This is a genomic window from Candidatus Nitrospira bockiana (genome assembly GCF_965152565.1).
In genome coordinates, this window is sequence record NZ_OZ224215.1 from 3,057,643 (window position 1) to 3,082,090 (window position 24,448).

Here is a 24,448-nt window from a genome sequence, read left to right on the forward strand (position 1 = left end):
CCTCCAGAGGCGTTGAAAGAGATGGATCCCCACGGAGGGTCAGTTGCCCGCGATCATCATCTCGCTGATCTTGACCGTGGGGCTGGCGATGCGTCCGCGGAATTCCAAGTCGTTCCCGATGGCGTCGAGGTTGGCAAACATCTGCTTGAGATTCCCGGCGATGGTGATTTCCTCCACCGGAAAGGCGAGCTCGCCGTTTTCGATCCAGAACCCCGCCGCCCCGCGCGAGTAGTCGCCGGTCACCATGTTGATCCCGAATCCGATCAGCTCGGTGACATAGAGCCCGCGCCGGACCGAGCGAATGAGCTCTTGGACAGTGGCCCCACCCGGGACCAGATAAAAGTTCGTGGGGCCGACCGACGGCGCTTCTCCGACGCTGCGGGACGCGCTCCCCGTCGAGGCCATCCCCAGCTTCCGCGCGGAGTAGCTGTCGAGCAGATAGCTCCGGAGAATCCCCTGTTCGACGATCGTGTTTCGTCGAGTCGGGAGCCCTTCCCCGTCGAACGGACGCGACCCCAACGCACCCGGCATCCGCCCGTCGTCATAGATCGTGACGAAATCGGGAAACAGCGGCTTCCCGAGGTGCCCGACGAGAAAGGAGGCTCCCTTGTACAAGGCGTAGCCGGAAATCGCGCTGCACAGGTTGCCGAGCAGACTCCCGGCCGTCTCCTGATCGAAGATCACCGGCGCCCGCTGCGTGGCGATCTTCTTGGCTCCGAGCCGGCGCACCGTCCGGCGGGCCGCCTCTTGCCCCACCGATTCAGGGCTGTCGAGCTTCGCATACTTGCGTTGGGCGGCATACCAGTAGTCGCGTTGCATGCCCTCGGCGTCCGAACCCGAGGCAATGGGTGAGACGGACATCGAGAAGCTCGTGCTCCGGTATTCCCCGACGAAGCCGTGCGTGTTCGCGAGCACCACCCGGCCGGCCGATGAGTTGAAATCCGAGCCCTCCGAGTTCGTGATGCGCGGGTCGGCCTTCATCGCCGCGTCTTCCGCACGGCGGGCCAACTCGATCTGCACGTCCGTGTCGAGCTGCGTGGGATCATAGAGGTCGAGGTCCGGCAGCTCTTGCGCCATCAGATTCGCCGGAGGGAGACCGGACACGGCGTCTTCCGCAACCGCCGTCGCGAGCGAGCAGGTATCCGCGACCACCTGCTCGAGCGAATCCGGGGAAAAGTCCGACGTGGACGCGCTGGCTGAGCGCTTCCCGAAGAAGACGCGCAGCCCCAGGCGCTTTTCACGAGCCTTGGTCAGACGATCCACCTTGCCCAGCCGGACCTGCACGGAAAATGTGTCGCCATCGGCCACGACCACATCCGCCTCCGTCGCCCCTCGTTTCTTGGCCCGCTCAAGCAGGTCGACCGCCAGTTGCTTGAGATCATGTCCGTTCGAGCTCATCGTCCTGTTCTATCCTCGCTCTCCAACTCTCTCCCCGTATCCCTCTATCCCTCTATCCCATACCCCATATCCCTATCCCACTATCCCCACTCCCTACCCTTGCGTCCCGCCGACGGTGATCTCGTCAATGCGGCAGGTCGGAAGCCCGACGCCAACGGGGACCGATTGCCCATCCTTGCCGCAGGTCCCGATGCCCTCGTCGAGCTTGAGATCGCGTCCGACCATCGACACCCGTGTCAGGATTTCCGGACCGTTCCCGATGAGCGTCGCGCCCTTGACCGGCCGCGTCACCGTGCCGTCCTCGATCAAGTACGCCTCGCTCGCCGAGAATACGAATTTCCCGTTGGTGATATCGACCTGACCGCCGCCGAAGGAGGCGGCATAGAGCCCCTTCTTGACCGACCGGATGATCTCCTCCGGATCCGAGTCGCCGGCCAGCATGAAGGTGTTCGTCATGCGGGGAAGCGGGATGCTTTGAAAATTCTCCCGGCGTCCGTTGCCGGTCAACGGGATACCCATGAGCTTGGCGTTCAGCCGGTCGGTGATATAGCCCCTCAGGATTCCGCGGTCGATCAGCACGGTCCGGCGGGTCGGCGTCCCCTCGTCGTCGATGTTGAGCGAGCCGCGGCGAAACGGCAGCGTGCCGTCGTCGACGATGGTGCACACCTCCGAGGCCACCCGCTTGCCGATGAGGTTCGAGAACGCCGAGGTCTTGCGGCGATTGAAGTCCGCTTCCAACCCATGCCCGATCGCTTCATGAAGGAGGATGCCCGGCCATCCGCCGGCCAGCACCACGGGCATCACGCCGGCAGGGGCCTCGATCGCGCCGAGGTTGAGGATGGCCTGCCGCGCCGCTTCGCGGGCGTAGTAGGCGTACCGGTCCTCTTCCAAATAATAGGTGAAGCCGACGCGCCCGCCTCCCCCAAACGTGCCCACTTGCCGATTGCCGTTCTCTTCGGCGATACAGGTCACATTCAATCGGGACAACGGCTGTACATCGCCGACGAGGAGGCCGTCGGTGGTAGCGACGAGGATCCGTTTGTATTCCGTGTGGAACGACGCCATGACATTCTTGATCCGCGGGTCGTACTTCCGGGCTTCGGCATCGACCCGGTTCAGCAGGTCCACCCGGGCCGGCGTCGCCACATCGAGATCCGTGGTGGCGATGGGATAGAGGTCATGGACGGGGACGGAGCGATGGGTGACGGGGACCGGTCGATCGCCTTGTGGTGAATTCGCGATGTAGCGAGCCGTGTCCGCTGCAATCTCCAAATCCCGGCGGCTCAGCTCATCGGAGTAGGCGAAGCCGGTCTTCTCCCCGGCGGTCGCTCGAACGCCGACGCCTTGTGAGACGCTCTTGACCGCCCGCTTGACGATCCCTTCCTCCATCGAGACGGATTCCGAGGTCTCCGATTCGAAGTACAGATCGGCGTAATCGACATCTCGCACTTTGACTTTGCCCAGCGCGTGCTGGATTTCGTTTTCGGTCAGCCCGAACTGCGACAATTCGACCAACTGAGTGCCTGACATGCTTCTGAATCCTCCTGAAACAGAACCAGCCGAGTATAGCCCATTCGTTTTTGTAGGCGCAATGCAACCGCGGTCCGTTCGTGTCAGACAACGAGGAAGACAGGAGGAAGATACGTTTGACATTTGATCACCCCGTGATTAGACTAAGGTCACCTGCCCGCTGTCTTCGACGACGAATCAGAACAGAAGGTACACCTCTTCGCGAATGACCAAAGGAACGGCCACCGGCACCGAGCATTTGAGCGAAACCGAACTCCTCTCGCTGCTCGACCCTGAGACTCTGCCCAAGCACATTGCCATTATCATGGACGGAAATGGCCGTTGGGCCGAGTTGCGCGGGCTCCCACGGATCGCCGGGCATCAGGAGGGGCTCAACTCCGTCCGGGACATCATGACGCTCTGCGGGGAGTTGGGGATTCCGGCGCTCACGATCTATGCCTTCTCCCAGGAGAACTGGAAACGCCCGATTCCCGAAATCAATGCCCTCATGATGTTGCTCGAGCAGTATCTCCAGACCGAAATGGAGACGCTGATCGAGAAGGGAGTGCGGTTTCGGGCGATCGGCCGCGTATCGACCCTTCCTCCGTCCGCGCTCCAGTGGGTCCGAAAAGCGGAACACGCGACGGCGCACCTGGACAAGCTGATCCTGACCGTCGCCTTGAGCTATGGCGGGCGCTCGGAGATCGTGGATGCGGTCCGGCGGCTGGCTCAGGACTCGAAGGCCGGCCTCGTCGAGCCCGAGGCGATCGACGAAACGCTCCTGGAAAGCTACCTGTCGACGCAAGGGCTACCGGACCCCGATCTCCTGATCCGTACGAGCGGTGAAGCGCGCATCAGCAATTTTCTGCTCTGGCAGCTCGCCTACACGGAAATGTACTTTACGCCGACCCTGTGGCCTGACTTCCGCCGCCGAGAAGCCTTGCTCGCGCTTCTCGATTATCAGCGCCGGGAACGGCGGTTCGGGCAGGTGACCCATAGCAGCTTCCCTCCAATCAGCTGTGATTAGAGGGGCTGTGGCGGCCGTTGCTCCCTCGCCCCCCCGGCGCTTGGACCGTCGGCGCGTCTATGCAGCCCTCGTCTTCATCCCCCTCTTCTACCTGATCGTCCGTTATCTTCCGCCCGTTGCCCTCTTTGCACTGATCGCCTCGGTCGCCCTGATGGCCCTGCTCGAGTTCTATCGGCTGTACTTTGGAACGCGCCAGGCGACGACCGCCGTGATACTGGGCCTTGGGCTGGCCGCGCTCCTGCTCACACAGTTCCAATGGCCCTCCTTGTTGCCGGCCTGGGGGCTCTCGTTTCTCATCGTCGCGGCCGTCCTCATCTTTTACGTGACCACCGTTCGCGACCTGCGCCACAGCTTCACCGACATCGCGGTCATCATCACCGGCATCTTTTACGTGGCATTCACGTTGGGCCACATCCTGCTGACCCGCGCGCTGCCGGAAGGAGTCGCCCTCACGTTTTTCCTCGTGCTCGTCACGTGGGCGGCCGACACGGGAGCCTACTATGCCGGCGTGACCCTGGGCCGCACCAAGCTGGCCCCTCTGTTGAGCCCGAACAAGACCGTGGAAGGCTTGCTCGGTGGCGTCTTGTTGGCCATTGCCGCGGCGCTGGTCGCCCGCGCCTGGTTCCTGCCCTCCTTCACGCCATGGGATGCGGTGACCCTCGGGATCGTCTTGACCTTGGCGGGACTCTTCGGCGATCTTTCCGAGTCACTGCTCAAGCGCAGCGCCGGGGTGAAAGATTCCGGGGGACTCATCCCGGGGCACGGAGGCATGCTCGATCGCTTGGACAGCTTGCTCTTTACCGCCCCTACCTTTTATTACTATGTGGCGCTGCTGAAGGGCTAGCGATCGGCATACGGTGGATCGCATCAGCCCGGGAGCCGGCCGGACGATGGACGTGCCGAAGAGAAACCGAGAGAAAGGATCCTCAATGAAAAGCGTGGTCATCCTGGGATCCACGGGGTCGATTGGAACCAACACGCTCGACATCGTCGCCAAGTTTCCGGAGCAGTTCCGCGTAATCGGGCTCACGGCCGGGACGAAGGACGAGAAGCTCGAGGAACAGGTACGGGCGTTCCGGCCGCGCGTCGTCGCCCTCTCCGATTCGGCCGCGGCGGGCCGGCTGCGTCGGCGATGCGCGGATATGAACGTGGAGATCCTGGATGGGCGAAACGGGGTGGCCCAGGTGGCGGCGTTGCCCGATTCGGATCTCGTCGTCTCGGCCATCGTCGGGGGCGCCGGCCTGGTTCCGACGCTCGGCGCCATCCGGGCGGGCAAGCATGTCGCGTTGGCCAACAAAGAACCGATGGTCATGGCCGGCCAGCTCATGCAGGCCGAGGCGCGGCGGTACAAGGTGCGGATTCTCCCCGTGGACAGCGAGCACAGCGCGATTTTTCAATCACTGGAAGGCCATCGGAAAGCCGACGTCCGCAAGCTCATTCTGACCGCGTCGGGCGGGCCGTTGTGGGATCTGTCCCAGGATGACTTGCGGCACGTCAAGCCGGCACAAGCTCTCAAGCACCCGAACTGGAAAATGGGCGCGAAGATCACGATCGATTCCGCCACCTTGATGAACAAGGGTCTGGAAGTCGTGGAGGCACGCTGGCTCTTCGATCTGCCGGCTTCACAGATCGACACGCTGATCCATCGGGAAAGCATCATCCACTCTCTGGTAGAATACACCGACGGATCGATGATCGCCCAACTCGGATTGCCCGACATGCGGACGCCGATCTCCTACGCGATGAACTATCCGACCCGGTTACCGCTCGACCTGCCGTCGCTGGACTTGGCCGGCATCGGGAAGTTGACGTTTCAGCGCCCCGACCACCAGCGCTTTCCGTGCCTGAGCCTGGGGTATGAGGCCTTGCGCATCGGGGGAACGATGCCGGCGACGCTGAACGCAGCCAATGAAATCGCCGTGGCGGCCTATCTCCAGGAGCAGATCGGGTTTTCTGATATCGCCGACGTCATTCGCCATACCATGGAAGCCCACGAGCCGAAGGACCTCCACACGCTCGACGAGGCGCTGGAAGCCGACCGTTGGGCCCGGGAGAAGGCCTCGGCGTTGGTTCGGGCGCTGGCTCCCTCGGCCGTCCGTTGATCCCTGCCATGGGGTAAGGAGTTACCGTGTCATTCTTTGCCGTATCCCCTGACGCGATCTGGCTGTTCACCCAAAAGATCTGGTGGTTTTTGGTCGTCTTGGGGGTACTCGTCTCGTTCCACGAGCTCGGCCACTTCCTGGCGGCCCGCTGGGTCGGCGTCAAGGTCCTGAAGTTTTCGCTCGGCTTCGGCCCCAAGCTGTTCGGTCGTCAGGTCGGTGAAACCGAATACCTCGTCTCCGCCGTGCCGCTCGGGGGCTACGTCAAACTGTTCGGCGAGGAAGAGACCGACGCGCTCACGCCGGAAGAGAAGAAGCGGTCGTTCGCGCACCAGCGCCTGGCCGGGAAATTCCTCATCGTCGCCGCCGGTCCCGGATTCAATTTCCTCCTGACCTTCCTCATCTTCACCGGTTGGCTTTCAACGGGCTCGCCGCTGTTCATGCCCACGTTCCGCGAGCTGTCTCCGGACGTGGAAGCGGTACGTCCGGGCTCACCCGCCGAGCAGGCCGGCCTGCAGGTGGGCGATCGCGTCCTTCGCGTCAACGACAAGGACATCTCTTCCCGGAGTGAGTTGCAGGAGGCGGTGGCCAAGAGCAACGGCAAGTCGCTCACGCTGGACGTACGCCGGCACGATCAGATCAAGACGCTCCTCGTCACCCCGACCTCGGTCACCCCCGAAGGGGGCCAGGGGGAGACGACCTACGTCATCGGGATCGAAGACAGCGCCCCGATCATCACGGCGATCATGAGCGGCTCCGCCGCGATGGCGGCCGGGCTCGAGGAGGGCGACCGGGTTGTGAGCATCGACGGACACCCGATCCAGACGTGGTCGGAAATGGCGGCGCTCGTCCGCAACAGTCCTCGCAAGCCGATGCAGTTCGAGGTGCAGCGCGAAGGTCAGGTGGTGCACCTGACAGTGACGCCCGCGGCGGAAAAGGTCGACATGGACGGCAAGACCGTCGAGGTGGGGCGTATCGGGATTTCTCGCCCCGGCGGGCTCATGATCCGCGCGCACAACCTCTTCGAGGTGCCGCTGCGGGGGGCGGAGGCGACGTGGGCGCTGACTGAATTGACCGTGGTCGGCATCTACAAGATGATCGCGGGCGAAATCTCGAGCAAGAACATCGGCGGGCCGCTCACCATCGCGAACATGGCCGGGGAGGTAGGCCAACAGGGCGTCTCCAAGGTGATCTCGCTGATCGCGCTGCTCAGCATCAACCTGGGCGTCCTCAACCTCTTACCGATCCCGATCCTGGACGGCGGACATTTGCTGTTCTTCACCATCGAGGCGATCTTGCGCAAGCCGCTGGGCGAGCGTCAGCGTGAGATCGCCCAACAGGTGGGCCTGTTCCTGCTGGTCGGCATCATGGTCTTTGCCCTGTGGAACGACATCGAGCGGCTGATCTCACGATAACGCGGAATGCTGAGCGATGAACGCTGAACTGAAAGAGCAACTCAGGCCGGGAAAAGAGAGCGGCATGCCGTCTTTTGCTCAGCGCTCAGCGTTCCGCGCTCATCGCTAACTCACCATGCGCGTGTCCCAGACCCTCATCCCCACGTTGCGCGAAGATCCGGGCGAGGCCGAGGTCGTCAGCCATCGCCTGATGGTGCGCGCCGGCATGATCCGCAAGACGGCCGCGGGCATCTACACCTATCTGCCGCTCGGCTTGCGGGTCATCAGGAAGATCGAGCGGATCGTGCGGGAAGAAATGAACCGGGCCGGCGCACAGGAAGTCCTGATGCCGATCGCCTCTCCTGCCGAGCTGTGGCGAGAGACGGGGCGCTGGGACTACTACGGCAAGGAGCTGTTCCGGCTCAAGGACCGACATGACCGCGATTTTTGCCTGGGCCCCACGCACGAGGAGGTCATCACGGACCTCATCCGCCGCGAAGTGCGTTCCTACCGCCAGCTCCCGCTCAATTGCTATCAGATCCAGACCAAGTTCCGCGATGAGATCCGTCCCCGTTTCGGGTTGATGCGCGGCCGTGAGTTCATCATGAAGGACGCCTACAGCTTCGACGTGGACGAGGCGGCGGCACGGCTGAGCTACCAACAAATGTACGAGGCCTATCAACGGATCTTCACCCGCTGCGGGCTCATCTTCCGCGCCGTCGAAGCGGACACCGGGCTGATCGGCGGCAGCTCCTCCCATGAGTTCATGGTCCTCGCCGAGACGGGCGAGGAGACCATCGTGTACACGGAGGACGGAAGCTATGCGGCCAACGTCGAACGCGCCGAGCTTCCCGCGCCCGCCGAGGCGCCGCTGGAAGCCCCACGGCCGCTCCGAAAGGTGGCGACACCGGGAGCCAGGACCGTTGAAGAAGTGACCGCCTTTCTGAGCCTCGGCGCCGACCGCCTGGTCAAGACGCTCTTGTACAAGACGTCCAAAGAGGTGGTGGCGGTTCTCCTGCGCGGAGATCACGCGGCGAACGAAATCAAGATCAAGAAGGCACTGGACGTGAGCGAGCTGGAGCTTGCGGACCCCGACACGGTATCCAAAGTGACGGGAGCGCCCGTCGGATTTGCCGGCCCCATCGGTCTTCGCGACGTGCGGATCTTGGCCGACCATGCCGTCAAGGGCCTCGCCAACTTCGTCGTCGGCGGCAATGAAGCTGATACGCACTGGGCGGACGCGAACTGGACCCGCGACTTCACCATCGACCGGTTTGCCGATGTGCGGAATGCGCAGGCCGGGGACCCTTCCCCGAAGGGCGGGGCGCCGTTGAAGACCGCCAAGGGGATCGAGGTCGGGCACGTCTTCATGCTCGGCACCAAGTACAGCAAGGCCATGAACGCCACCTTTCTCGATCCTCAAGGGCAGGAGCGGCTGGCGGTGATGGGCTGCTATGGAATCGGAGTCAGCCGCACCGCGGCCGCGGCCATCGAGCAAAACCACGACGCCAAGGGCATCATCTGGCCGCTGCCCATCGCCCCGTTCCACGTCCACCTGCTCCCGTTGAGCCAATCGGCGGAGGTGGTCAAAGCGGCGGACGATCTCTACCACGGCCTCGAGGCGGCGGGACTCGAGGTCTTATGGGATGATCGGGACGAGCGGGCCGGAGTGAAATTCAACGATGCGGATTTGATCGGGATCCCCTACCACCTCGTCATCGGCGAGAAGGGGCTGAAACAGGGGACGGTGGAGCTAAAGGACCGGCGGAGCGGGGAGGTTCGGCGGCTGGCCCCTGAGAGCGTGATCGAAGCGGCCGCGGCGCTCGTCCGCGACCGCTCCTGATCCGTTCTCCGGCGCCTTACGCCGTGCGCTTCGGCGTGGCGTGTTCCTTGAACTTCAGGCTGTCGACCAGTCCCTGCCGGACGGCGTAGTGAGTCAGCTCCGCATTCTTCTGCATCTTCATCTTCTCGAGAATCCTGGACCGGTAGGTGCTGATCGTCTTCGGACTCAGTGAGAGCGACTGCGCGATTTCGCCGACCGTCTTCCCGATCGCGATCAACCCCAGCACTTGATACTCGCGGGCCGACAACCGCTCATGGGGCGGCGTGTTCGGATCCGTTTCGAGGTCGAACGCGAGCTTCTCCGCTAAGGCCGGGCTGATGTATTTCCCACCCGTCACCACCTTGCGAATCGCTGCAATCAACTGGGCGGGCGCGCTTTCCTTCGTCAAGTAGGCGGACGCGCCGGCCTTCAGCACCAGAACCCCGTACTGCTCCTCCGAGTGCATGCTGAGAATGACCACGGGGAGACTGGGCCGCTCCCGCTTGAGCGTCCGCAGCACATCGAGACCGTTTCCCTCCGGCATCGCAATGTCCAGGACGACGACGTCCACGGGCTTCGTCCGGACCAAATCCAGAACTTGCTGGCCGGTCGTCGCTTCCGCCACCACGCTGATGTCCGGGGTGTCCGACAGAACCTGTTTCAAGCCCTTGAGCACGACGGTGTGATCGTCGGCGATGAGTACTCGTATCATGAGGCGCCTCCTCAGGTTTCAAGTACGCAGGATACCCTGGGACGCTTTGGGGCGGGAGTCAGAAGAACGCTGAGATATATGTAGGAATAGAGACTACGTCATAGACCCACAGGAGACCGATGGAGAACCGGTGCTCTCCGAGATTGGATTCGGGGCCGGAGGCCGCACTCGAACCGATGGCGTGGATCGACGGGAGCACCAGCAACGGGAAAGCGCTCGACGACGGGGACGAGTGCACGGACTTGGTATGCCGGCAATGGTCAACCGGACGGGAAGGCCAGGATCCAGCGCTCATGTGCCCACCCTCCCCGTGCTTCGATGGTTGAAGTTACCGAAATCTGTCGAGGAATTTAACATCTGGGATGTCCAAGCACTCGGGAAGCAATTCCATAGCGAATTCCTACTATTGCCAATCATGTACCTGTCCCGGCTGCTCCCGACCCACGGAGGTATGTCGGAAACTTTGACAATCCAACAGGCCATCATCCTCGGTGTGATGCATAAGCCAAAGTAGCTAAATCAATTTTTCAGCTACCTGGCAGGCATCTCCCTTGCTTGAGTCAGGTATCACAGTCGCGTTCTCACATCTTGGGAGGCTCAATGATGAAGACTCGTTGGTTTGCACTCATCGGCGCAACGCTCTTTGCGTCCGCCATGTTCGCCATACCGGCCCATGCAGTCAGCCTCGCTGATCTCATTAACACGAATGGCAGCATCGTCGTGGGACCGCTCACGTTCGACCAATTTGGGGGTTCTGCCCTAGATTGGGACGTCACGGGAACCGTCGTTGGTTCCGAGCCCGGCCTCTTGTTGACGGCGAGCGGAACACTCGAGCAAAGCGACGTCGGGGACCCAAAGCCAGTGGATAACCTGTCTTATCGAGTGACCAGCGACGCAGGCATCCTGATCCACGACCTGACGCACAGCATCGAGGTTTCGGTCAACGGTGAACCGGTGCCGATTGTGGCCAGCCTTCTCGCCTTGAACAATGGAGACAACTCCCTGGTCGTCAACGTCGGAACCTCATCTCAGCATCTCGATTTGAGCAGCGTTGGGAACGAGTTCTTCGCCACCACGACGCTCCTTACCGGTGGCCCCCCGGAGATCGTCGGCCTCAGCGGAAGCGCCTTCATCTCCCAGACGTACTCGCTGCGGCCGGCTGACGGTGGGCCGGCCGTTCCTGAGCCGACCACGCTGCTCCTGCTGGGCTCCGGCCTTGCCGGTCTTGCCGCCTGGCGGTTCCGAGCCCGCGCCTAAACATTCTCTGACGTTTCTTCATCAGGGCGCCGTCCACGGACGGCGCTTTTTTTTGGCTGCCAGCGTGGCCATCCGCGCTCGAATCCTCCCGGTCAAGGTTCTATGAGCCCAGAGTCCCCCTCCCCCGTTCAAGCTCTTGCCCCTCAGGACTCCCCCTTGGGTAGTAAATCCAAGGCACTATCTTAAGTTGACCACGATTGACGATGACTCCATGAACGCCATGACCAACGAACTGAGCAGTTATCGGCCCGGTAGCTTGGCCGAGGGATAACATTGATGAACTAACACCATGGTTCCAGAAGTTGGCCGTCTTTTGCCTTGGGGCTTCAAGGTCGGGCTTTCGTCTGTCCAAGTACCCGCTTCGCCACTCTTACCAATTCATCACGATCTAACGGCTTTCGGAGCACGCCGTCGGCTCCCTTCTTGAGCCCCTCCTCAGCAAACGCTTCTCGTACATCGCCGGTAAAGAGGATCACCCGTTGTTCCGGTTTCATTTGCTTCACCTGCTGAAGGAGATCGATCCCCGTCTCACCTGGCATACGAATGTCGCAGAGGACAAGATCATAGGGCAGGCGCTCTAGTAGGCTGAGAGCCTCGATGGCAGAACTCGCTGTATCGATCCTGGACGGGTGAAGCCGAAGATGGAGCGTCTCGCGTAACGCTGCCAACAGAACAGGATCATCATTCACTAGGAGTATGGTTCCGACGCCTCCCACGCTCTTGATTCTCTTTCTGCCGCGACATGCTGTGCTGTCAGTCGCAGCGCAAAAGCGCGTCGGGGTGGAGAATCAACGATACCGGGCAGGCAGACAGCGAGGATGGCGTCTTGATGTATCGCCAAGGTTGCGATTGTTGCGAAGCCGTGCGGGAAGCCTAAGCGATTCCTATATCACTGGCTGGAGAGTCCGGAGCGAAATTCTCCGGCTGATGTGGCGACAAGTGGACCTTCACGCCGGCGTTGTCCGGTTAGAGCCGGGGACCACCAAGAATGACGATGGCCGAGTATTCCCCTTCTCCGTCTCCCCGCTTCTCTCGCAACTGATGCATGGCCAATGGGAACGGACGCAGGCCGTCCAGCAACAGCGAGGGCAGCTTATCCCGTTGGTCTTTCACCGCAACGGTAAACCGATCAAGGATTTTCGCGGAGCCTGGGAGAAGGCCACCAAGGCGGCAGGAGTCCCCGAACGTATCCCCATGGTTTCCGACGCACTGCCGTCCGCAATCTCGAACGTGCCGGCCTCCCTCGATCGGTCGCCATGAAGCTGGTTGGCCACAAGACGGAGTCAATCTATCGCCGCTATGCGGTCACGTCCGAGGCCGATCTAGCGGAGGGGGTAGCGAAGCTTTCCGCGTTGCACGCCGAAGACCGGCCCTTGAACGTGGTTTCTTTGCAAACACGGAAAGCACACGGAAAGCAAGCAGCCGAGGCGAGCCAGGCTTGAAGGAGGAGACTCTAAGTCATTGAAAACTGGTGCCGGAGGCCGGGCTCGAACCGGCACGGGCCTTTAGGGCCCAAGGGATTTTAAGTCCCTGGCGTCTGCCTATTCCGCCACTCCGGCGACGGCTGGCGGTGTACGATCCAAAACCTTGCTTGATTCGGCTCGATCACTGAGCAGTAAGAGCCGTGCACCAGGATCACCGTGGGGCACGGAAAGCGCCTGACTCTAGCATCGAGGCTACCGAGGGTCAACACAGGGAAGGAGCGCCGTGAGAGCGGAAGGGCACGACGGGCGGTAAGGTCGGGATGCGTCAGCCCTGGCAGATGGAAGGGCGGCCCGCGATCAGACCGCAGGCCGCCGTCTCAGGGAATCAGCACGTCTATGATCAGGCGGCCTCGATGGGGCGCTTGTGCTCCTGGAACAGCTTGCCCTGCTCCACCGCGCGCTCATAGCCCGCTCGCACGCTTCGCCCAAGGCGGGTCGCCTCGACTTGCATCCGTTTCGCATAATGCCGGATCTGCCGGCGCGTGTCGGCGCCGGGCTGAGGCGCGAGCAACAGGCCGATGCCCGCGCCAAGGACCGCACCACCTGCCACCAATGCCGCAACCTTTGCTCCCGAAGTCATGGTCATACTCCTTTCCGTAGAACGGTGAGGGAACCCTGACAAAGACTGATGAGCGCTCACGGCTGTCTCAAAGCATGCCTTGTGCCATCACGACAGAAACCCGAGCGCCAGTGTTTACGCAGATTCCAGTGAGGACCTGAGGGGATGATACGACGCGAGTGTTTGCTTTTCCGCACACCGTGGACGCAAGCGGCGTCTCAGAAAACGAACAGCGCCGGCGATACGGCCCGGCATCGAGACAGGCAAGAGGGTGTGTCGTGGGAACCGAAAGAGAGCTCGCCCGGCCGGGTGTCTCAGGACGAGGCCTGGAGCAGGAAGACGACCTTGCCGTAGGTCTCCCGAGCCAGATCGGCGCTGCCTTGCGCTTCGTACGCCACGCCCAGGTTCGCGAGGCTCCCCGCTTCACGCGGCTTATCGCGGAGCGCCCGGTACAGGTCGAGGGCTCGCTGGTGATGCTCCAGAGCCTGTGAGACGTCGCCTTGCCGCACATAGAGGTTCCCGAGCAAGGACCGCGTGTCCGCCTCCCCAAGCCGGTCTCGAAGGGACTGATACAGGGGCAAGGCCTGCTGGAGGTGCGTCACTCCTTCTTGAGCTCGGCCCAGATCGGCATAGGCACGCGCGAGTCGAACGCGAAGCGCGGCCTCCCGGTTGGCCTCACCTCGGCGCTTCGCCACCGCGAACGCGGCCTCATAGCGTTCAGCTGCCGACTCGGCCTCCCCATCCAGCAGGGCGGCATCACCGATCAGCGTCAAGGCCTCGATCTGGAGATGGGGCAGAGCCTGCCGTTCGGCCTCTTCGAGCCCTTCGGTCAGGAGGGCCAACCCCTCGGGAAGGCGATCCTGCCGGACTCGGAGCGCTCCAAGGGAGAGGGCTGCAGCGATTCGGCCGGCCGGCTCCTTGGCCCGTTCGTACAACCGCCTCGCCGCTTCATACGCGGCTTCCGCCTCCGCCAGCCGCGCCATCGACTCGGCAACCCGACCCAGACGCAGCCGCCCCTCCGCCTCACGCTCGCGGTCACGAAGAGCCGCGAGCAGGGCCACCGCGTCCTTGAGCTTGGCCGAGGCCTCCTCCAGGCGCCCCTGCCGCTCGAGCAGCTCCCCGATCTTCAAGAGCACCGTCGCCTCCCCGGCCCGGTTGCGCTTCGCGTGGAACGCGGCCCGGGCACGCTCATAGTAGGGCAGGGCTTCCTGCACGTGATTTTGAATCGCGTGGATGTCCCCGATCCGCAGCAACTCGTTCCCGTCCAGGTCACGCGAGGATGCCGCCTGCACGGCGGTCACCGTGACCGCGACGAGGAGGCATGTCGACAAGAGCAGCATCGTCCCAGTGTACTCCGGCCGCGCGCCGGAGGCTACGGCGCACCTTGCAAATTACCGGAGGCCTCACTACTATCACCCCGGCTCATGATCCCCTACCCGAATATCGATCCCGTCTTCCTCCGCCTCGGGCCCCTGCAATTCCGTTGGTACGGCTTGATGTATCTGCTCGGGCTGATGGCGGCCTATTTCCTGATCAAGGCGCGGGCGGCGACCAGGAAGGTCGCGATCACGAAGGAGCAGATCTACGACCTCATCGTCTATGCGGCCGTCGGCGTCTTCGCCGGCGGGCGACTCGGCTACGTCCTGTTCTATAACCTCCCCTACTACCTCGAGCATCCGGGCAAGATCATTGCCGTCTGGGAAGGGGGGATGTCCTTTCACGGGGGGCTCATCGGCGTCATCCTCGCCATCATCCTGTTCTGCCGGCGTCGGGGCTTTCCCATTTACACGATCGCGGATTTGACGGCCATGGCCGTCCCGGTGGGGTTGGGCCTCGGCCGACTCGGGAACTTCATCAACGGTGAGCTCTACGGCCGGGCGACGGACGTCCCGTGGTGTATGGTCTTTCCCACCGGCGGACCCGAGTGCCGGCACCCCTCGCAGCTCTATGAAGCCTTCTTGGAGGGGGTCGTGCTCTTCGCCGTGCTGTGGTGGATCGGACGGAAGCCGCGGCCGCCGGGGACCCTCTTTTGGACCTTCATCACCGGCTATGGCCTGTCGCGCGTCGTCGTCGAGCTCTTTCGCGAACCCGACGCCCATCTCGGCTTCATCGTCGGCCCCATCTCCATGGGCCAGATCCTCAGCGCCCCCATGGTCGCGATCGGCGCGATCATGCTGATCAGAACGAGGCTGAAGAAACAAGGTTGAGGTCAAGGCTCAGGTTGAGGGTATGACCGGATCCCGGAACTGAGAAGAGCGATTGGCCAAGCTGAGCCATCCTGAACCTTGTATCTTTCACCTGATCTTTTACTATGACGCGAGCATGAACCCCGGACGTGATAGGCCGATGAACCTTCGGTCCCGTAGACCGTGGTTGAGCGTGGTCGTCACGTCCTTGCCTCCCCAAGCTCGTACAGTTGCCTGGGCCGTGAGCCCGCATCGTGGCAAGGCCGAGCGAGTCGGAGGCCTTCACGAGGAGGAGCACCCATGACTGACACGCCTCGCTTTGTTGGCATTGACGTCTCCAAGGAGCAGCTTGACTGCGCCGAGCGGCCGTCGGGGGCGCGGCAGGTGGTGCCGTACACCGAGGCCGGTCTCAAGGCGTTGGTGGAGCAGTTCCAAGCCGCGCGTCCGGTCGCCATCGTGGTCGAGGCGACGGGGCGCCTCGAACTGCCGCTGGTGAGCGCCCTGGCGGCTGCGGGGCTGCCGGTCTGCGTCGTCAATCCGCGGCAGGTGCGCGATTTTGCCAAAGCCACCGGGCGGTTGGCCAAGACCGATGCGCTGGACGCCGCCGTCCTGGCGCAGTTTGCCGAAGCGGTCCGGCCGGCGCCCCGGCCGATCGCCGATCAGGCCACCCAGGAGCTGCGGGCGCTGCTGACCCGCCGGCGGCAGCTCCTGGACATGCGGACCGCCGAGCAGAACCGCCTGGGGACGGCGCCCCGGCGTGTGCAGCGCCAACTCGAGGCCCATCTCGCCTGGCTGGACCGCCACCTTGCCCAGGTCGATGAGGAGCTCTCGCAGTTGATCCAGTCGCTGCCGCTGTGGCGCGCAAAGGAGGATCTGCTGCGCAGCGTGCCGGGCGTTGGCCCGGTGATGAGCCGCACGCTCCTGGCGGAACTCCCGGAACTCGGCACCCTGAGCCACAAACACCTGGCGGCCTTGGTCGGGGTGGCGCCGCTCAACCGCGACAGCGGCACGCTGCGCGGCCGGCGCACCTGCTGGGGCGGCCGTGCCCCCGTGCGGCAGGTCCTCTATATGGCGACGCTGGTCGCGGTGAAGTGGAATCCGGTGATCAAGGCGTTCTATGGCCGACTCCGGGCCGTCGGCAAGGCGCCCAAGGTCGCCCTGGTCGCCTGCATGCACAAGCTCCTGACCATTCTCAACGCGATGGTCAAACATCAATCACCGTGGCGAGTCAGCTCGCCCGCTTGACAATCAAGACAGTTGCTCAACCTCCTCTTCAATTTCCCTCCCTTAACCCCAATCTCAACCTTCTCTGCTCTCCTTCCCGATTTTCCGTCTACTTCCCCTCCCTGTTTCAACCTCAACCTTAACCTCAGCCTCAACCTTCCTAATACGGCATGTCCTCGTCCCCCAGGCCGAAGTGGTGGCCGATCTCATGGACGACGGTATCCCGGACCTCCTGGACGACTTCCTCCCGGCTTCGGCAGAGACGGAGGATAGGGCCGCGATAGATCGAGACCTTGGCCGGCAGGTGCCCGCCCGCGCTGAAGAACGACTCTTCGTCCCGCGCCGTACCCGAGTAGAGTCCCAGGAGGTCATCTTCCGACTCCAGCCCGAGGTCCTCCAAGACGTCCTGACTGGGCTCCTCTTCCACGACCACCGCCACATTCTCGAGGAAGCGCCGGTACTCGGCCGGCAGCCCATCCAAAGCGCGGCGAACGAGCTCGTCGAATTCTTCAGGGGAGACCGAAAGCGCACGACGGCGTCGAGCCATGGAAGCACACGAGCATGCTGCCGATCAGCCCCGCGTCAGTCCGATCCGACGGACCGCAACCGCCGCCGGCGTTCAATGCGGGACGATCGGCAAGAAGTAGGGATCAGTGGACTTCGGATGGGCATCGACATCCCCGTGGCGGCGCAACGGCGGGGCGTTCCAAATCACCTGATGCCCGGGTGCCAGGTTCGCCGCCTCGATATAATGGTGGCGCGCCGTGGCCTCATCACGAAGCATCTCATAGGCCAGCGCCAAGTTGTAGTGGGCCTCGGCGAGGGTCGGTTGCGCCTTGATCGCCGTTTGATATTGCGCTTTGGCCGCCTCCCACTGGCGGGCGGCAAAGAGGCGGTTGCCTTCGTCCATGGCCGCCACCGCATCCGGAATCGTCCCGGCTGGAGCCCGAAGCGTTCGCTCGGACGACAAGCCGGTACTGCTACACGCCGTGAGCCACACCGCCATGACCACGACCACGATGACTCTCACGTCCCCCTCCTTTCCTCTCCGCTCAGCAGGGAAACCGTCCGCCCTGTCCGCAAGAACACCACCTGGAACTCGATCTCGGCCGGGCTCAGTCCAAGCGTCTGGGACACCGCCTGCGTATACACCTGCGCCTGAATGCGGTACTCCTCGGCTTTGACCTCGATCTCGTCCGGCTCCACGGCGTCGGTCTTGTAGTCCGCCACCCAGAGCCGCCCGCCCGCCCGATACACGAGATCGATGACTCCTTCCATCACGGAAGACGGCCCACGGCGGGGCGGCTCGCCGGGTTGAAGAGTTGAAGCCCACGGGATGCTGAACGGGACTTCCCGTCCAAGGATGTCGGCCTGCCGGAGAGTTTGGTAGAGTTCCGAGCCGGCGAACGTCAGCAGCATGGCGGTCACCTCGTCGACGACCGCCTGCGGGTCCTTCAGTCCGTCCTGTGCCGCCAGGAGCCGGGCAGCGACGGCCTGGGCTCGTTCGCCAAGCTGCTCGGGATCGTCGGCAAAGTTCCACTCTTCCAACACCCGATGCGCCACGATGCCGATCCAGCGGGCCGTGTCCGACCCTGCATTCGTGATTCGTCCACGGCGACGCCACGGCGTCTCATCCTCCTCCACCAGCCCGCGTTTGAGGAGGGTCGGGCTCATGAAGAGAGGATGCGCCGTCACCGCCGCCCGCCGGCGCAGGCGCTCCTCCCAGCGGGCTTTCAGCCGGACGCCATCGTCCTCGGCGTCGCGCCATTCGATCCCGTGCCGTCGGGCCATGTGGAGCGGGACCGCCCGCCCCGAGACGACGTCGAGCCGGATCGCACCCCCCTCCACCGGAAGGGTCGATGTCTTAGCCTCGCGCCCGAGCGCGTCCGGTTCCACCCCAAGGCCGTGTGCCACCATCGACAGAAAGCTCTCCGCTGCCGGTTGCTTCGGAATCCCGGCCGACAGGATCAACCGCCGTTTCGCCCGAGTCATCGCCACATACAGCACCCGGCTCTGCTCGGCTTCCTGACGCCTGGCGAGCTTGTCCCCGAGATAGACGCTCCCCAGCGTCTGCAGGTCGCCGACCCGAATGCCGGCGATCCCGGTCGACCAATCATGTTGCACCAGAACGGGTGAGGTGCTCCGGTTGGTCCCCCGCTGGAGGCCGGCCAGCACGACGACCGGAAATTCCAGTCCCTTGGCTTTATGGATGCTCAACAGCCGCACGTAGCCGGGGTGCCCGTGGTCGTTCAAATCCTCCGCGAGCGAGCTTTCCGTCTCATCCGGTGGATCCAGCACCCGCTTGGTGAGCTCCGCGACCAAGCCCGACAGGGTGAGATCGGACCGTTGCGCGAGTTGTACGGTGACATCCCGCAACTTGAGCAGGTTTGCGACGGCCTGCTCGCCGTCGATGGAGGCGGCGGCCAGCTCCATGAGCGGGGCGGCGGCCAACATCGCATCCATGACGTCGGTGAGCGGAAGGCACGGGAGGGCGCGGGACAGCGTGCGGAGCAGCGCATACACGGGGACCGCATGATCATACGCCGCTTGCGCCTGGCGCTCCTGGCTCGCGAGCGGGCGGGCGATCCGATAATCCAGGAGATGGCACCGAGCCAGGGCCTCGACCTGCGCGTCCGGCAACGCCCCCAGCGACGAGCGCAACACCGCCGTCAAGGCCAGGCGGTCGTGCGGGTCGACGGCGGCGCGCAGCAGATTGATCGTGTCGATCACCTCCTGCCGCTCGTAAAAATGCTTCTCGCCTTCGGTCAGGCAGGGGATCGCATACCGCCGGAGCGCTTCCACATAGTCCCGCATGTCCGTCAACGTCCGAAAGAGGATCGCCACATGGCCCGGCTTGATCGTCATCCGCATGCCCTGTTCGTGAATCTCCTGACGCCCCAAGACCTCCTCGCGCAGCCATCGGGCCAGCTCCTCGGCCTCCATCCGCCCGACCGTCTCTGCGTCGGCCTCCGGGTCGTCCGGACGAACCAACCGAATCTGGACGCATTCGTCGGGCAGCCGTACGGCTCCTGCCTCGGACGCCTGCAACGGATCGTGCTGCGGCTGAAGCCCCTTGATCGATCGAGCGGGAAAGATGCGCGCAAAGCAGGCGTTGATCGAGGTCAGCAAGCCGGAATGGCTCCGGAAGTTGGTGCACAGCGTATGGCGCTCCCCGGGCGGCGTCTGGGCCAACACCTGGTCCTCCACCACCGCATCGTACGCCTCCATGTCCGCGCGGCGGAACGCATAGATCGATTGCTTCGGATCGCCGACGATGAACAGCTTGCCGGGCTCCAGGCGCACCTGCCGCCACTCGCGCGCCTCCTGACCCTGCGCCTCCGCGAGATACAGGATCATTTCGTACTGCACGGGATCGGTGTCTTGAAACTCATCGACGAGGATCGATCGGAACTGGGTTTTGAGCTCTCTTCGGATCACGGGATGGTCGCGCAAGAGATTACGGGCACGCGCCACCAAACCATCGAAGGAGATGGACCCCGTCTGCACGAATCGCCGGCGCACGTCCCGGGCAAATGGAATGAACAGGTCCAAGAGGGGGCGCAGAGGATCGAGACGGACCTTGGCGACGGCTTGGGCGACCCGGATGACCCGCTTGGCCTCCTGGTAGTCCTCGCGCGACCACTGCGTGGTCCTGGCCGGCGGGTCGCGCTCCAGTGCGGGCGGGAGCGGGAGGACGCCCCCCTGCTGCGCGACCTGCTCGAGATAGACGGCGACGTCCTCGAGCATGTGTTCGAGCGTGTTGGCCTTCGACCGAGCGGCCCGGAGCGCGCGTGTTGCCCGCGACAAGTCCATCAGCCACTGCTGAATCGGCGGCCGCCGCGCCTCGCCTGCCACGTCCAGGAGCCCCTCATCCAGCGGGATCAACTCCCCCGCGAGGCTCCGGGCCAATTGCCGGAGATCTTCGAGCGTGACGATCTGGAGCGCCCGAGTCCATACGTCGTGGTGCGTCCCGCCGTCACCGAGCTCCTGATCCAACCACAGCGCCCACTCCCGCTCGAAGAATTCGTCGAACCGTGGGCCTTCATCCTGGGTGAAGGACGGATCGACGCCGCTTTCGATGGGATACAGCCGAAGCAGATGCGCGGCGAAACTATGGATCGTCCCGATCTGGCTTTGCTCCAACCCATGCAGCGCCGCCGCGGCGAGCTCGTTGTCGGGCAAGGCGGCAAGCCGGTCCCTGAGGCGCGACTTCATTTCATCGGCGGCCTTGTTCGTGAACGTCAGCGCCACGATCTCGCGGACCGTCAACGGATCGGGGCGGTGCAGGAGCAGATGGAGCAGTCGATTGACGAGCAGGGTCGTCTTACCCGTCCCCGCGCCCGCCGTGACGACGATGTTGCAGTCGCCCGCCGTCGCCGCGCGCTCCCGCGCCGGTCTGTCGGAGAGCGTGACCATCATGCCATCCGATCCGGCTGATCGGGCTGGGGAGCCGACTCCCCCGCCCCCGGTTTGGGCGGCACAGCGGATCGAAGGATCCGATACGGTGAAACGACGGCATGGTCCATCCGCCCCCGCCACAGCGTCGGTTGGTGGGTCTTGCGGCAGAGCAGCCGGTAGTCGCACTGCTCGCACGACCCGCTGGCATAGATGAAGAATTTGCCCGCTCGGATCCCGGAGAGCACATGGGTGAGGGCCTGCATCATGGGGGCCGCCAATTCCGAGCGCCAGGCGTCGCCCGGGAACGGCACCCGCGTGAGCGGTCGGTCCCATTGCGGAGCCAGATAGTAGAACCACACACCCTCGCAGGTCGAACCGGACGACGCACCCGGGAGCGCGGCCTCGAGTGTCTCACCCATCGTGAGGTAGAGCGGCGGCTGCAGGCGCGTCGCCCGGACCGCCCCGATCTTCAGATTCCGGTCGAGTGAATCCGGCCGCCGGCTGCCTTTGAACTTATAGTCGATGATGCGATAGGCGTTGCGCGCCGGGCTCCAATCCACCCGATCCAGCCGCCCGGTGACGGGAATCTCCTCCGGCAGGTCAGGCGCGAGCGACACGACGAGGCGGCCGGTCCCGTCTTCTTCGAAGAAGACCGGCTCCCACCCGCCCTGCGCCATCTCTTCCAGATCCTCACGCAACACCTCGCGGAGGAACGCCGACAGGCGCGCTCGTTGGAGGCGCCAGACGAGGGGATAGCCGACGGGATGCGTCTCGGCGAAGCGCTCGTACTCACGACGCGCCGCCTCATCGAGCACGGCCATCGGGTCGACCGCCGGCGAACGGCCGGCAAAGTAGCCGTGCGCGCGGAGCGCTTCGAAGCACCGCCGGAGAATCGCGTGCGCCAGCGTCCCGAGCTCGAGAGGGCCGAGCTGATCGATGGATTCGGGAACCATGAGCGGCCGCAGCCGCAGGACTTGCTTGGCGAAATAGCGAAACGGACACGTGGCGTATTCTTGAAGGGCCGACGGTGACACGCCCGACGTGATCAGCGCCCGCCACGAGACCTCCAGCGTGCCGGTCATCCCGTCATAATCTCCAAGGCGATGGCCACCGCCTTCCAATGAGTGAAGCGCCGTCACCCCCCGCTCCACCAGATGCCCCGACGGGTGACACGTCTCCAAGAGATCGCGCGGCACCCGACGGTCCAACAGCGATTTCAGGACACACTCCGACGGCGTCAGGCGATCGGGATGATACTGAGCGCATTCCTGGAACTTGCTCGTCACGCGGCGCGGCACCGCGAGCTCCCCACCGCCGGCCTCCCTGTGCAGCTCGCTCAGATAGCTCGACGGCAGCAGCGGGCGTCCCGTCTCATCCGCGCGCTGGTACAGCACCGTGAGGTGCTCTCGAGCCGACGAACACAAGAGCGCGAACAGGAGCGTTTCTTCCTCATAGCCGGTCAGCTTTTCCTGGATCTTGAATCCCAGATCCACTTCCAGGACGCGCCGCACCGGATCCCGGAGAAAGGCGTCCTCGTGGATATGCCGCGGGAAGACCTTTTCGTTGAGTCCCAGGATGTAGAGCGCTCGAAATGGGACGCCGCGAGCCGCCATGGCATCGAAGACCTGCACGCCGTTGGCCCGAGCCGATCCGAGCGGAAGCTGGCTCTGTTCCATAAGCGTGTGGAACGCAGCCGTAAAATCCGCCAGCGTGACCTCGGGCGTGATCGCGCTCAGTCGCCTCAATTCCTCCTGCGCGTCGCGGAGCGCCGCGACGAGCTCGGCCGATCGATCCGCCGGAACAGCGGCCTCGCCGGCACAGGGATCGAGCCAGCGATCGGCCACGGCGTGCAGCTCATCGGTATAGACGTCCCACGTGGCGGAGTCGGGCCAGCGGCCGAGCGCCGCCGCCAGCGCGGAGACGACGTCCCACAGCGCCTTGATGTCGCCAGCCGGAATCCGGGGACCGGTCGACGTGTCGTCGTCTTCGTCGTCCCGCAGAGGAAGACCGGTGTCGGCATACGTGGTCAGCCGTTGCCATTCCTCCAATCCCTTGGTGATCCCGAGACGCCGGGTCGCGACATCCCAACGGTCGAGTCGGGGCGCCGACCTTGGTGCCGAGCCGGCGCTCGTGGGATCGGTGAGACGAAGGAACGGCGAGCCCAGCAGGGCGATCACCTGATCACGCCGATAGTTGTTGGTACGAAGACCGACGAGTTGGATCAACGCCTTGATCAGGGGATATTCGCTCAATGGTCGAGCCAGCGTCGAGGCCACGGGGATGGCATGCTGCTCGAAGATGCGGGGCAGCAGCCCGACATAGCCGGTGAGCGTACGCGCCACCACGCCGATCTCGTGAAAGGCATAGCCGCGCTCCTCCACCAGGCTGAGGATGTCCTTGGCCACGAAGGTCGCTTCGTCGGACGGCCCGGAGGCGGACACGATCCGACAAGACACGCCCGGCCGGAAGGATCCGGCGCACCGTGGAGAAGCTGGCGAGCGTGCGGCTCCATCATCAGATTCACCATGAGATCCACGATCAGAAGAGGGCCCCATCAGGCCGTAGAGATGCCGCTCGAAAAAGCGCTCCGCAAACCCATAAGCCGTGTGGCCTTTCACGAGCGGGAAGAAGAGCGTGGTGGGAGCGATCCGGCTGACGGCGCGAAAGAGGTCGAGCTGCACCTGCGTCAGATCGTAGAAGCCGTAGTAGAGAACCTGCTGCTGACGGGCCAGAAAAGCGGAGGCCGCCGCATAAGGCTCGGCCGCGGCCGCCAGGTCGTCCTGATCCAGCACCTGCATCCGCTCTTTCTCATCGAGGAACGCGCGAGAGAGCGACAGCAGCGCCTGGACGCCGGCCGAGAGGCCGACCTGACTTTGACTCAGCCCTTCAGCCGCGCGTTCGGGATCGACCCGCGCGTCTTTCAGATCGCGCAGCGTCGCCAGCAGCGCCGCCCACGCCCCGGGCATCTCGGCCAAGTGCGACCATCGCGTCGAGGCAGCCGTGCCGCGCCGCAAGAGCTGATGCACGAGCTCCTGAAAGAAGAATTCCGGGTGCACGCGCGCAGGGTCGAAGACCCCGGCCTCCTCCAGCAGCCGAACGGCCAACTGATAAAAGGTCAGGAAGTGAACCTGGAGCAGCGCACAGCGGTGCTCGACACAGAGGAGCCATCGCAAGCGGCGCCGCAGTGGATCGGAGGGAACGACGATGGTGAGCGGGGTCAGCGGGTCGGCGGCCTTCACTCGCCGGACTTCCGCGACCACGGCGTCTTCGAGGTCGGGATGGAACGGACCCGTGACGACACGAAGCATGGACTAGTGATGAACGTAGAGTGATGAGCGATGAATGGCGGAGTATACGCCTCTTCGACTCATCATTCATC

The 24,448-nt window shown here is 63.9% G+C and carries 19 protein-coding genes and 1 tRNA gene; 9 read left to right on the top strand and 11 right to left on the bottom strand.

Annotation, left to right across the window (positions count from 1 at the left end):
- Nucleotides 1–39: 39 nt before the first annotated feature.
- Nucleotides 40–1,398, bottom strand: coding sequence for a TldD/PmbA family protein (locus tag ACWHYV_RS14890; RefSeq protein ID WP_447977286.1), 1,359 nt, complete (start codon nucleotides 1,396–1,398; stop codon nucleotides 40–42).
- Between the two features lie 93 nt (nucleotides 1,399–1,491).
- Nucleotides 1,492–2,928 carry a metalloprotease TldD gene (tldD, locus tag ACWHYV_RS14895; protein WP_447977287.1) on the bottom strand — a complete coding sequence of 479 codons (1,437 nt, stop codon included), beginning with the start codon at nucleotides 2,926–2,928 and terminating at the stop codon, nucleotides 1,492–1,494.
- 205 nt (nucleotides 2,929–3,133) lie between these two features.
- Between tldD and ACWHYV_RS14900 the strand changes: the two genes are divergently transcribed.
- The 5 genes from ACWHYV_RS14900 to ACWHYV_RS14920 all read left to right on the top strand — a co-directional run bounded on the left by ACWHYV_RS14900 (nucleotide 3,134) and on the right by ACWHYV_RS14920 (nucleotide 9,270).
- A complete protein-coding gene (locus ACWHYV_RS14900) occupies nucleotides 3,134–3,934 on the top strand; it encodes an isoprenyl transferase (RefSeq protein WP_447977288.1) in 801 nt (266 codons plus the stop codon).
- Between the two features lie 7 nt (nucleotides 3,935–3,941).
- Nucleotides 3,942–4,778: a phosphatidate cytidylyltransferase gene (locus ACWHYV_RS14905; RefSeq protein ID WP_447977289.1), complete on the top strand. Its 837-nt coding sequence runs from the start codon at nucleotides 3,942–3,944 to the stop codon at nucleotides 4,776–4,778.
- Nucleotides 4,779–4,863: 85 nt separating this feature from the next.
- Nucleotides 4,864–6,036 (top strand): 1-deoxy-D-xylulose-5-phosphate reductoisomerase, encoded by a 1,173-nt coding sequence (locus ACWHYV_RS14910; RefSeq protein WP_447977290.1) that lies wholly within the window; start codon nucleotides 4,864–4,866, stop codon nucleotides 6,034–6,036.
- 26 nt (nucleotides 6,037–6,062) lie between these two features.
- A complete protein-coding gene (gene rseP, locus ACWHYV_RS14915) occupies nucleotides 6,063–7,448 on the top strand; it encodes an RIP metalloprotease RseP (protein WP_447977291.1) in 1,386 nt (461 codons plus the stop codon).
- A 115-nt stretch (nucleotides 7,449–7,563) separates the two neighbouring features.
- On the top strand, nucleotides 7,564–9,270 hold the full coding sequence (locus ACWHYV_RS14920; RefSeq protein WP_447977292.1) for a proline--tRNA ligase: 1,707 nt from the start codon (nucleotides 7,564–7,566) through the stop codon (nucleotides 9,268–9,270).
- Between the two features lie 16 nt (nucleotides 9,271–9,286).
- On the opposite strand, the gene ACWHYV_RS14925 is transcribed toward ACWHYV_RS14920, so the two are convergent.
- Nucleotides 9,287–9,961 carry a response regulator gene (locus tag ACWHYV_RS14925; protein WP_447977293.1) on the bottom strand — a complete coding sequence of 225 codons (675 nt, stop codon included), beginning with the start codon at nucleotides 9,959–9,961 and terminating at the stop codon, nucleotides 9,287–9,289.
- A 600-nt stretch (nucleotides 9,962–10,561) separates the two neighbouring features.
- On the opposite strand from ACWHYV_RS14925, the gene ACWHYV_RS14930 reads away from it, so the two are divergent.
- Nucleotides 10,562–11,218, top strand: a complete 657-nt coding sequence (locus ACWHYV_RS14930; RefSeq protein ID WP_447977294.1) for a PEP-CTERM sorting domain-containing protein — start codon at nucleotides 10,562–10,564, stop codon at nucleotides 11,216–11,218.
- 326 nt (nucleotides 11,219–11,544) lie between these two features.
- Here the strand turns inward: ACWHYV_RS14930 and ACWHYV_RS14935 are convergent, their stop codons facing one another.
- Entirely contained in the window at nucleotides 11,545–11,907 is a 363-nt protein-coding gene (locus ACWHYV_RS14935) for a response regulator (protein WP_447977295.1), read from the bottom strand.
- A 459-nt stretch (nucleotides 11,908–12,366) separates the two neighbouring features.
- On the opposite strand from ACWHYV_RS14935, the gene ACWHYV_RS14940 reads away from it, so the two are divergent.
- Nucleotides 12,367–12,660, top strand: coding sequence for a tyrosine-type recombinase/integrase (locus ACWHYV_RS14940; RefSeq protein ID WP_447980730.1), 294 nt, complete (start codon nucleotides 12,367–12,369; stop codon nucleotides 12,658–12,660).
- 27 nt (nucleotides 12,661–12,687) lie between these two features.
- Here the strand turns inward: ACWHYV_RS14940 and ACWHYV_RS14945 are convergent.
- The 3 genes from ACWHYV_RS14945 to ACWHYV_RS14955 all read right to left on the bottom strand — a co-directional run bounded on the left by ACWHYV_RS14945 (nucleotide 12,688) and on the right by ACWHYV_RS14955 (nucleotide 14,592).
- Nucleotides 12,688–12,777: transfer RNA gene (locus tag ACWHYV_RS14945), tRNA-Leu, on the bottom strand.
- 265 nt (nucleotides 12,778–13,042) lie between these two features.
- On the bottom strand, nucleotides 13,043–13,282 hold the full coding sequence (locus tag ACWHYV_RS14950) for a YtxH domain-containing protein (RefSeq protein WP_447977296.1): 240 nt from the start codon (nucleotides 13,280–13,282) through the stop codon (nucleotides 13,043–13,045).
- A gap of 293 nt (nucleotides 13,283–13,575) precedes the next feature.
- On the bottom strand, nucleotides 13,576–14,592 hold the full coding sequence (locus tag ACWHYV_RS14955) for a tetratricopeptide repeat protein (protein ID WP_447977297.1): 1,017 nt from the start codon (nucleotides 14,590–14,592) through the stop codon (nucleotides 13,576–13,578).
- Nucleotides 14,593–14,688: 96 nt separating this feature from the next.
- On the opposite strand from ACWHYV_RS14955, the gene lgt reads away from it, so the two are divergent.
- The gene (lgt, locus tag ACWHYV_RS14960; protein WP_447980731.1) at nucleotides 14,689–15,468 is read left to right on the top strand and encodes a prolipoprotein diacylglyceryl transferase; all 780 of its coding nucleotides are present in this window, start codon (nucleotides 14,689–14,691) and stop codon (nucleotides 15,466–15,468) included.
- A 279-nt stretch (nucleotides 15,469–15,747) separates the two neighbouring features.
- Complete coding sequence (locus ACWHYV_RS14965) at nucleotides 15,748–16,692, top strand: IS110 family transposase (RefSeq protein ID WP_447976880.1); 945 nt, start codon at nucleotides 15,748–15,750, stop codon at nucleotides 16,690–16,692.
- Between the two features lie 139 nt (nucleotides 16,693–16,831).
- On the opposite strand, the gene ACWHYV_RS14970 is transcribed toward ACWHYV_RS14965, so the two are convergent.
- The 4 genes from ACWHYV_RS14970 to ACWHYV_RS14985 all read right to left on the bottom strand — a co-directional run bounded on the left by ACWHYV_RS14970 (nucleotide 16,832) and on the right by ACWHYV_RS14985 (nucleotide 24,377).
- Complete coding sequence (locus ACWHYV_RS14970) at nucleotides 16,832–17,218, bottom strand: metallopeptidase family protein (RefSeq protein ID WP_447977298.1); 387 nt, start codon at nucleotides 17,216–17,218, stop codon at nucleotides 16,832–16,834.
- 72 nt (nucleotides 17,219–17,290) lie between these two features.
- The gene (locus ACWHYV_RS14975) at nucleotides 17,291–17,701 is read right to left on the bottom strand and encodes a tetratricopeptide repeat protein (RefSeq protein ID WP_447977299.1); all 411 of its coding nucleotides are present in this window, start codon (nucleotides 17,699–17,701) and stop codon (nucleotides 17,291–17,293) included.
- Nucleotides 17,698–21,090, bottom strand: a complete 3,393-nt coding sequence (locus ACWHYV_RS14980) for a UvrD-helicase domain-containing protein (RefSeq protein ID WP_447977300.1) — start codon at nucleotides 21,088–21,090, stop codon at nucleotides 17,698–17,700. Before ACWHYV_RS14980 ends, ACWHYV_RS14975 begins: the two co-directional genes overlap by 4 nt.
- The gene (locus ACWHYV_RS14985; RefSeq protein ID WP_447977301.1) at nucleotides 21,087–24,377 is read right to left on the bottom strand and encodes a PD-(D/E)XK nuclease family protein; all 3,291 of its coding nucleotides are present in this window, start codon (nucleotides 24,375–24,377) and stop codon (nucleotides 21,087–21,089) included. The genes ACWHYV_RS14980 and ACWHYV_RS14985 overlap by 4 nt, the downstream gene beginning before the upstream one ends.
- Nucleotides 24,378–24,448 lie beyond the last annotated feature (71 nt).

Bases quoted from the DNA above. Each gene is read 5' to 3' on its own strand.
- tldD (WP_447977287.1), bottom strand. From the start codon at position 2,928: ATGTCAGGCACTCAGTTGGTCGAATTGTCGCAGTTCGGGCTGACCGAA.
- ACWHYV_RS14925 (WP_447977293.1), bottom strand. From the start codon at position 9,961: ATGATACGAGTACTCATCGCCGACGATCACACCGTCGTGCTCAAGGGC.
- ACWHYV_RS14965 (WP_447976880.1), top strand. From the start codon at position 15,748: ATGACTGACACGCCTCGCTTTGTTGGCATTGACGTCTCCAAGGAGCAG.
- ACWHYV_RS14980 (WP_447977300.1), bottom strand. From the start codon at position 21,090: ATGATGGTCACGCTCTCCGACAGACCGGCGCGGGAGCGCGCGGCGACG.
- ACWHYV_RS14985 (WP_447977301.1), bottom strand. From the start codon at position 24,377: ATGCTTCGTGTCGTCACGGGTCCGTTCCATCCCGACCTCGAAGACGCC.
- ACWHYV_RS14920 (WP_447977292.1), top strand. From the start codon at position 7,564: ATGCGCGTGTCCCAGACCCTCATCCCCACGTTGCGCGAAGATCCGGGC.
- ACWHYV_RS14900 (WP_447977288.1), top strand. From the start codon at position 3,134: ATGACCAAAGGAACGGCCACCGGCACCGAGCATTTGAGCGAAACCGAA.
- ACWHYV_RS14950 (WP_447977296.1), bottom strand. From the start codon at position 13,282: ATGACTTCGGGAGCAAAGGTTGCGGCATTGGTGGCAGGTGGTGCGGTC.
- ACWHYV_RS14970 (WP_447977298.1), bottom strand. From the start codon at position 17,218: ATGGCTCGACGCCGTCGTGCGCTTTCGGTCTCCCCTGAAGAATTCGAC.
- ACWHYV_RS14930 (WP_447977294.1), top strand. From the start codon at position 10,562: ATGATGAAGACTCGTTGGTTTGCACTCATCGGCGCAACGCTCTTTGCG.
- ACWHYV_RS14890 (WP_447977286.1), bottom strand. From the start codon at position 1,398: ATGAGCTCGAACGGACATGATCTCAAGCAACTGGCGGTCGACCTGCTT.
- ACWHYV_RS14910 (WP_447977290.1), top strand. From the start codon at position 4,864: ATGAAAAGCGTGGTCATCCTGGGATCCACGGGGTCGATTGGAACCAAC.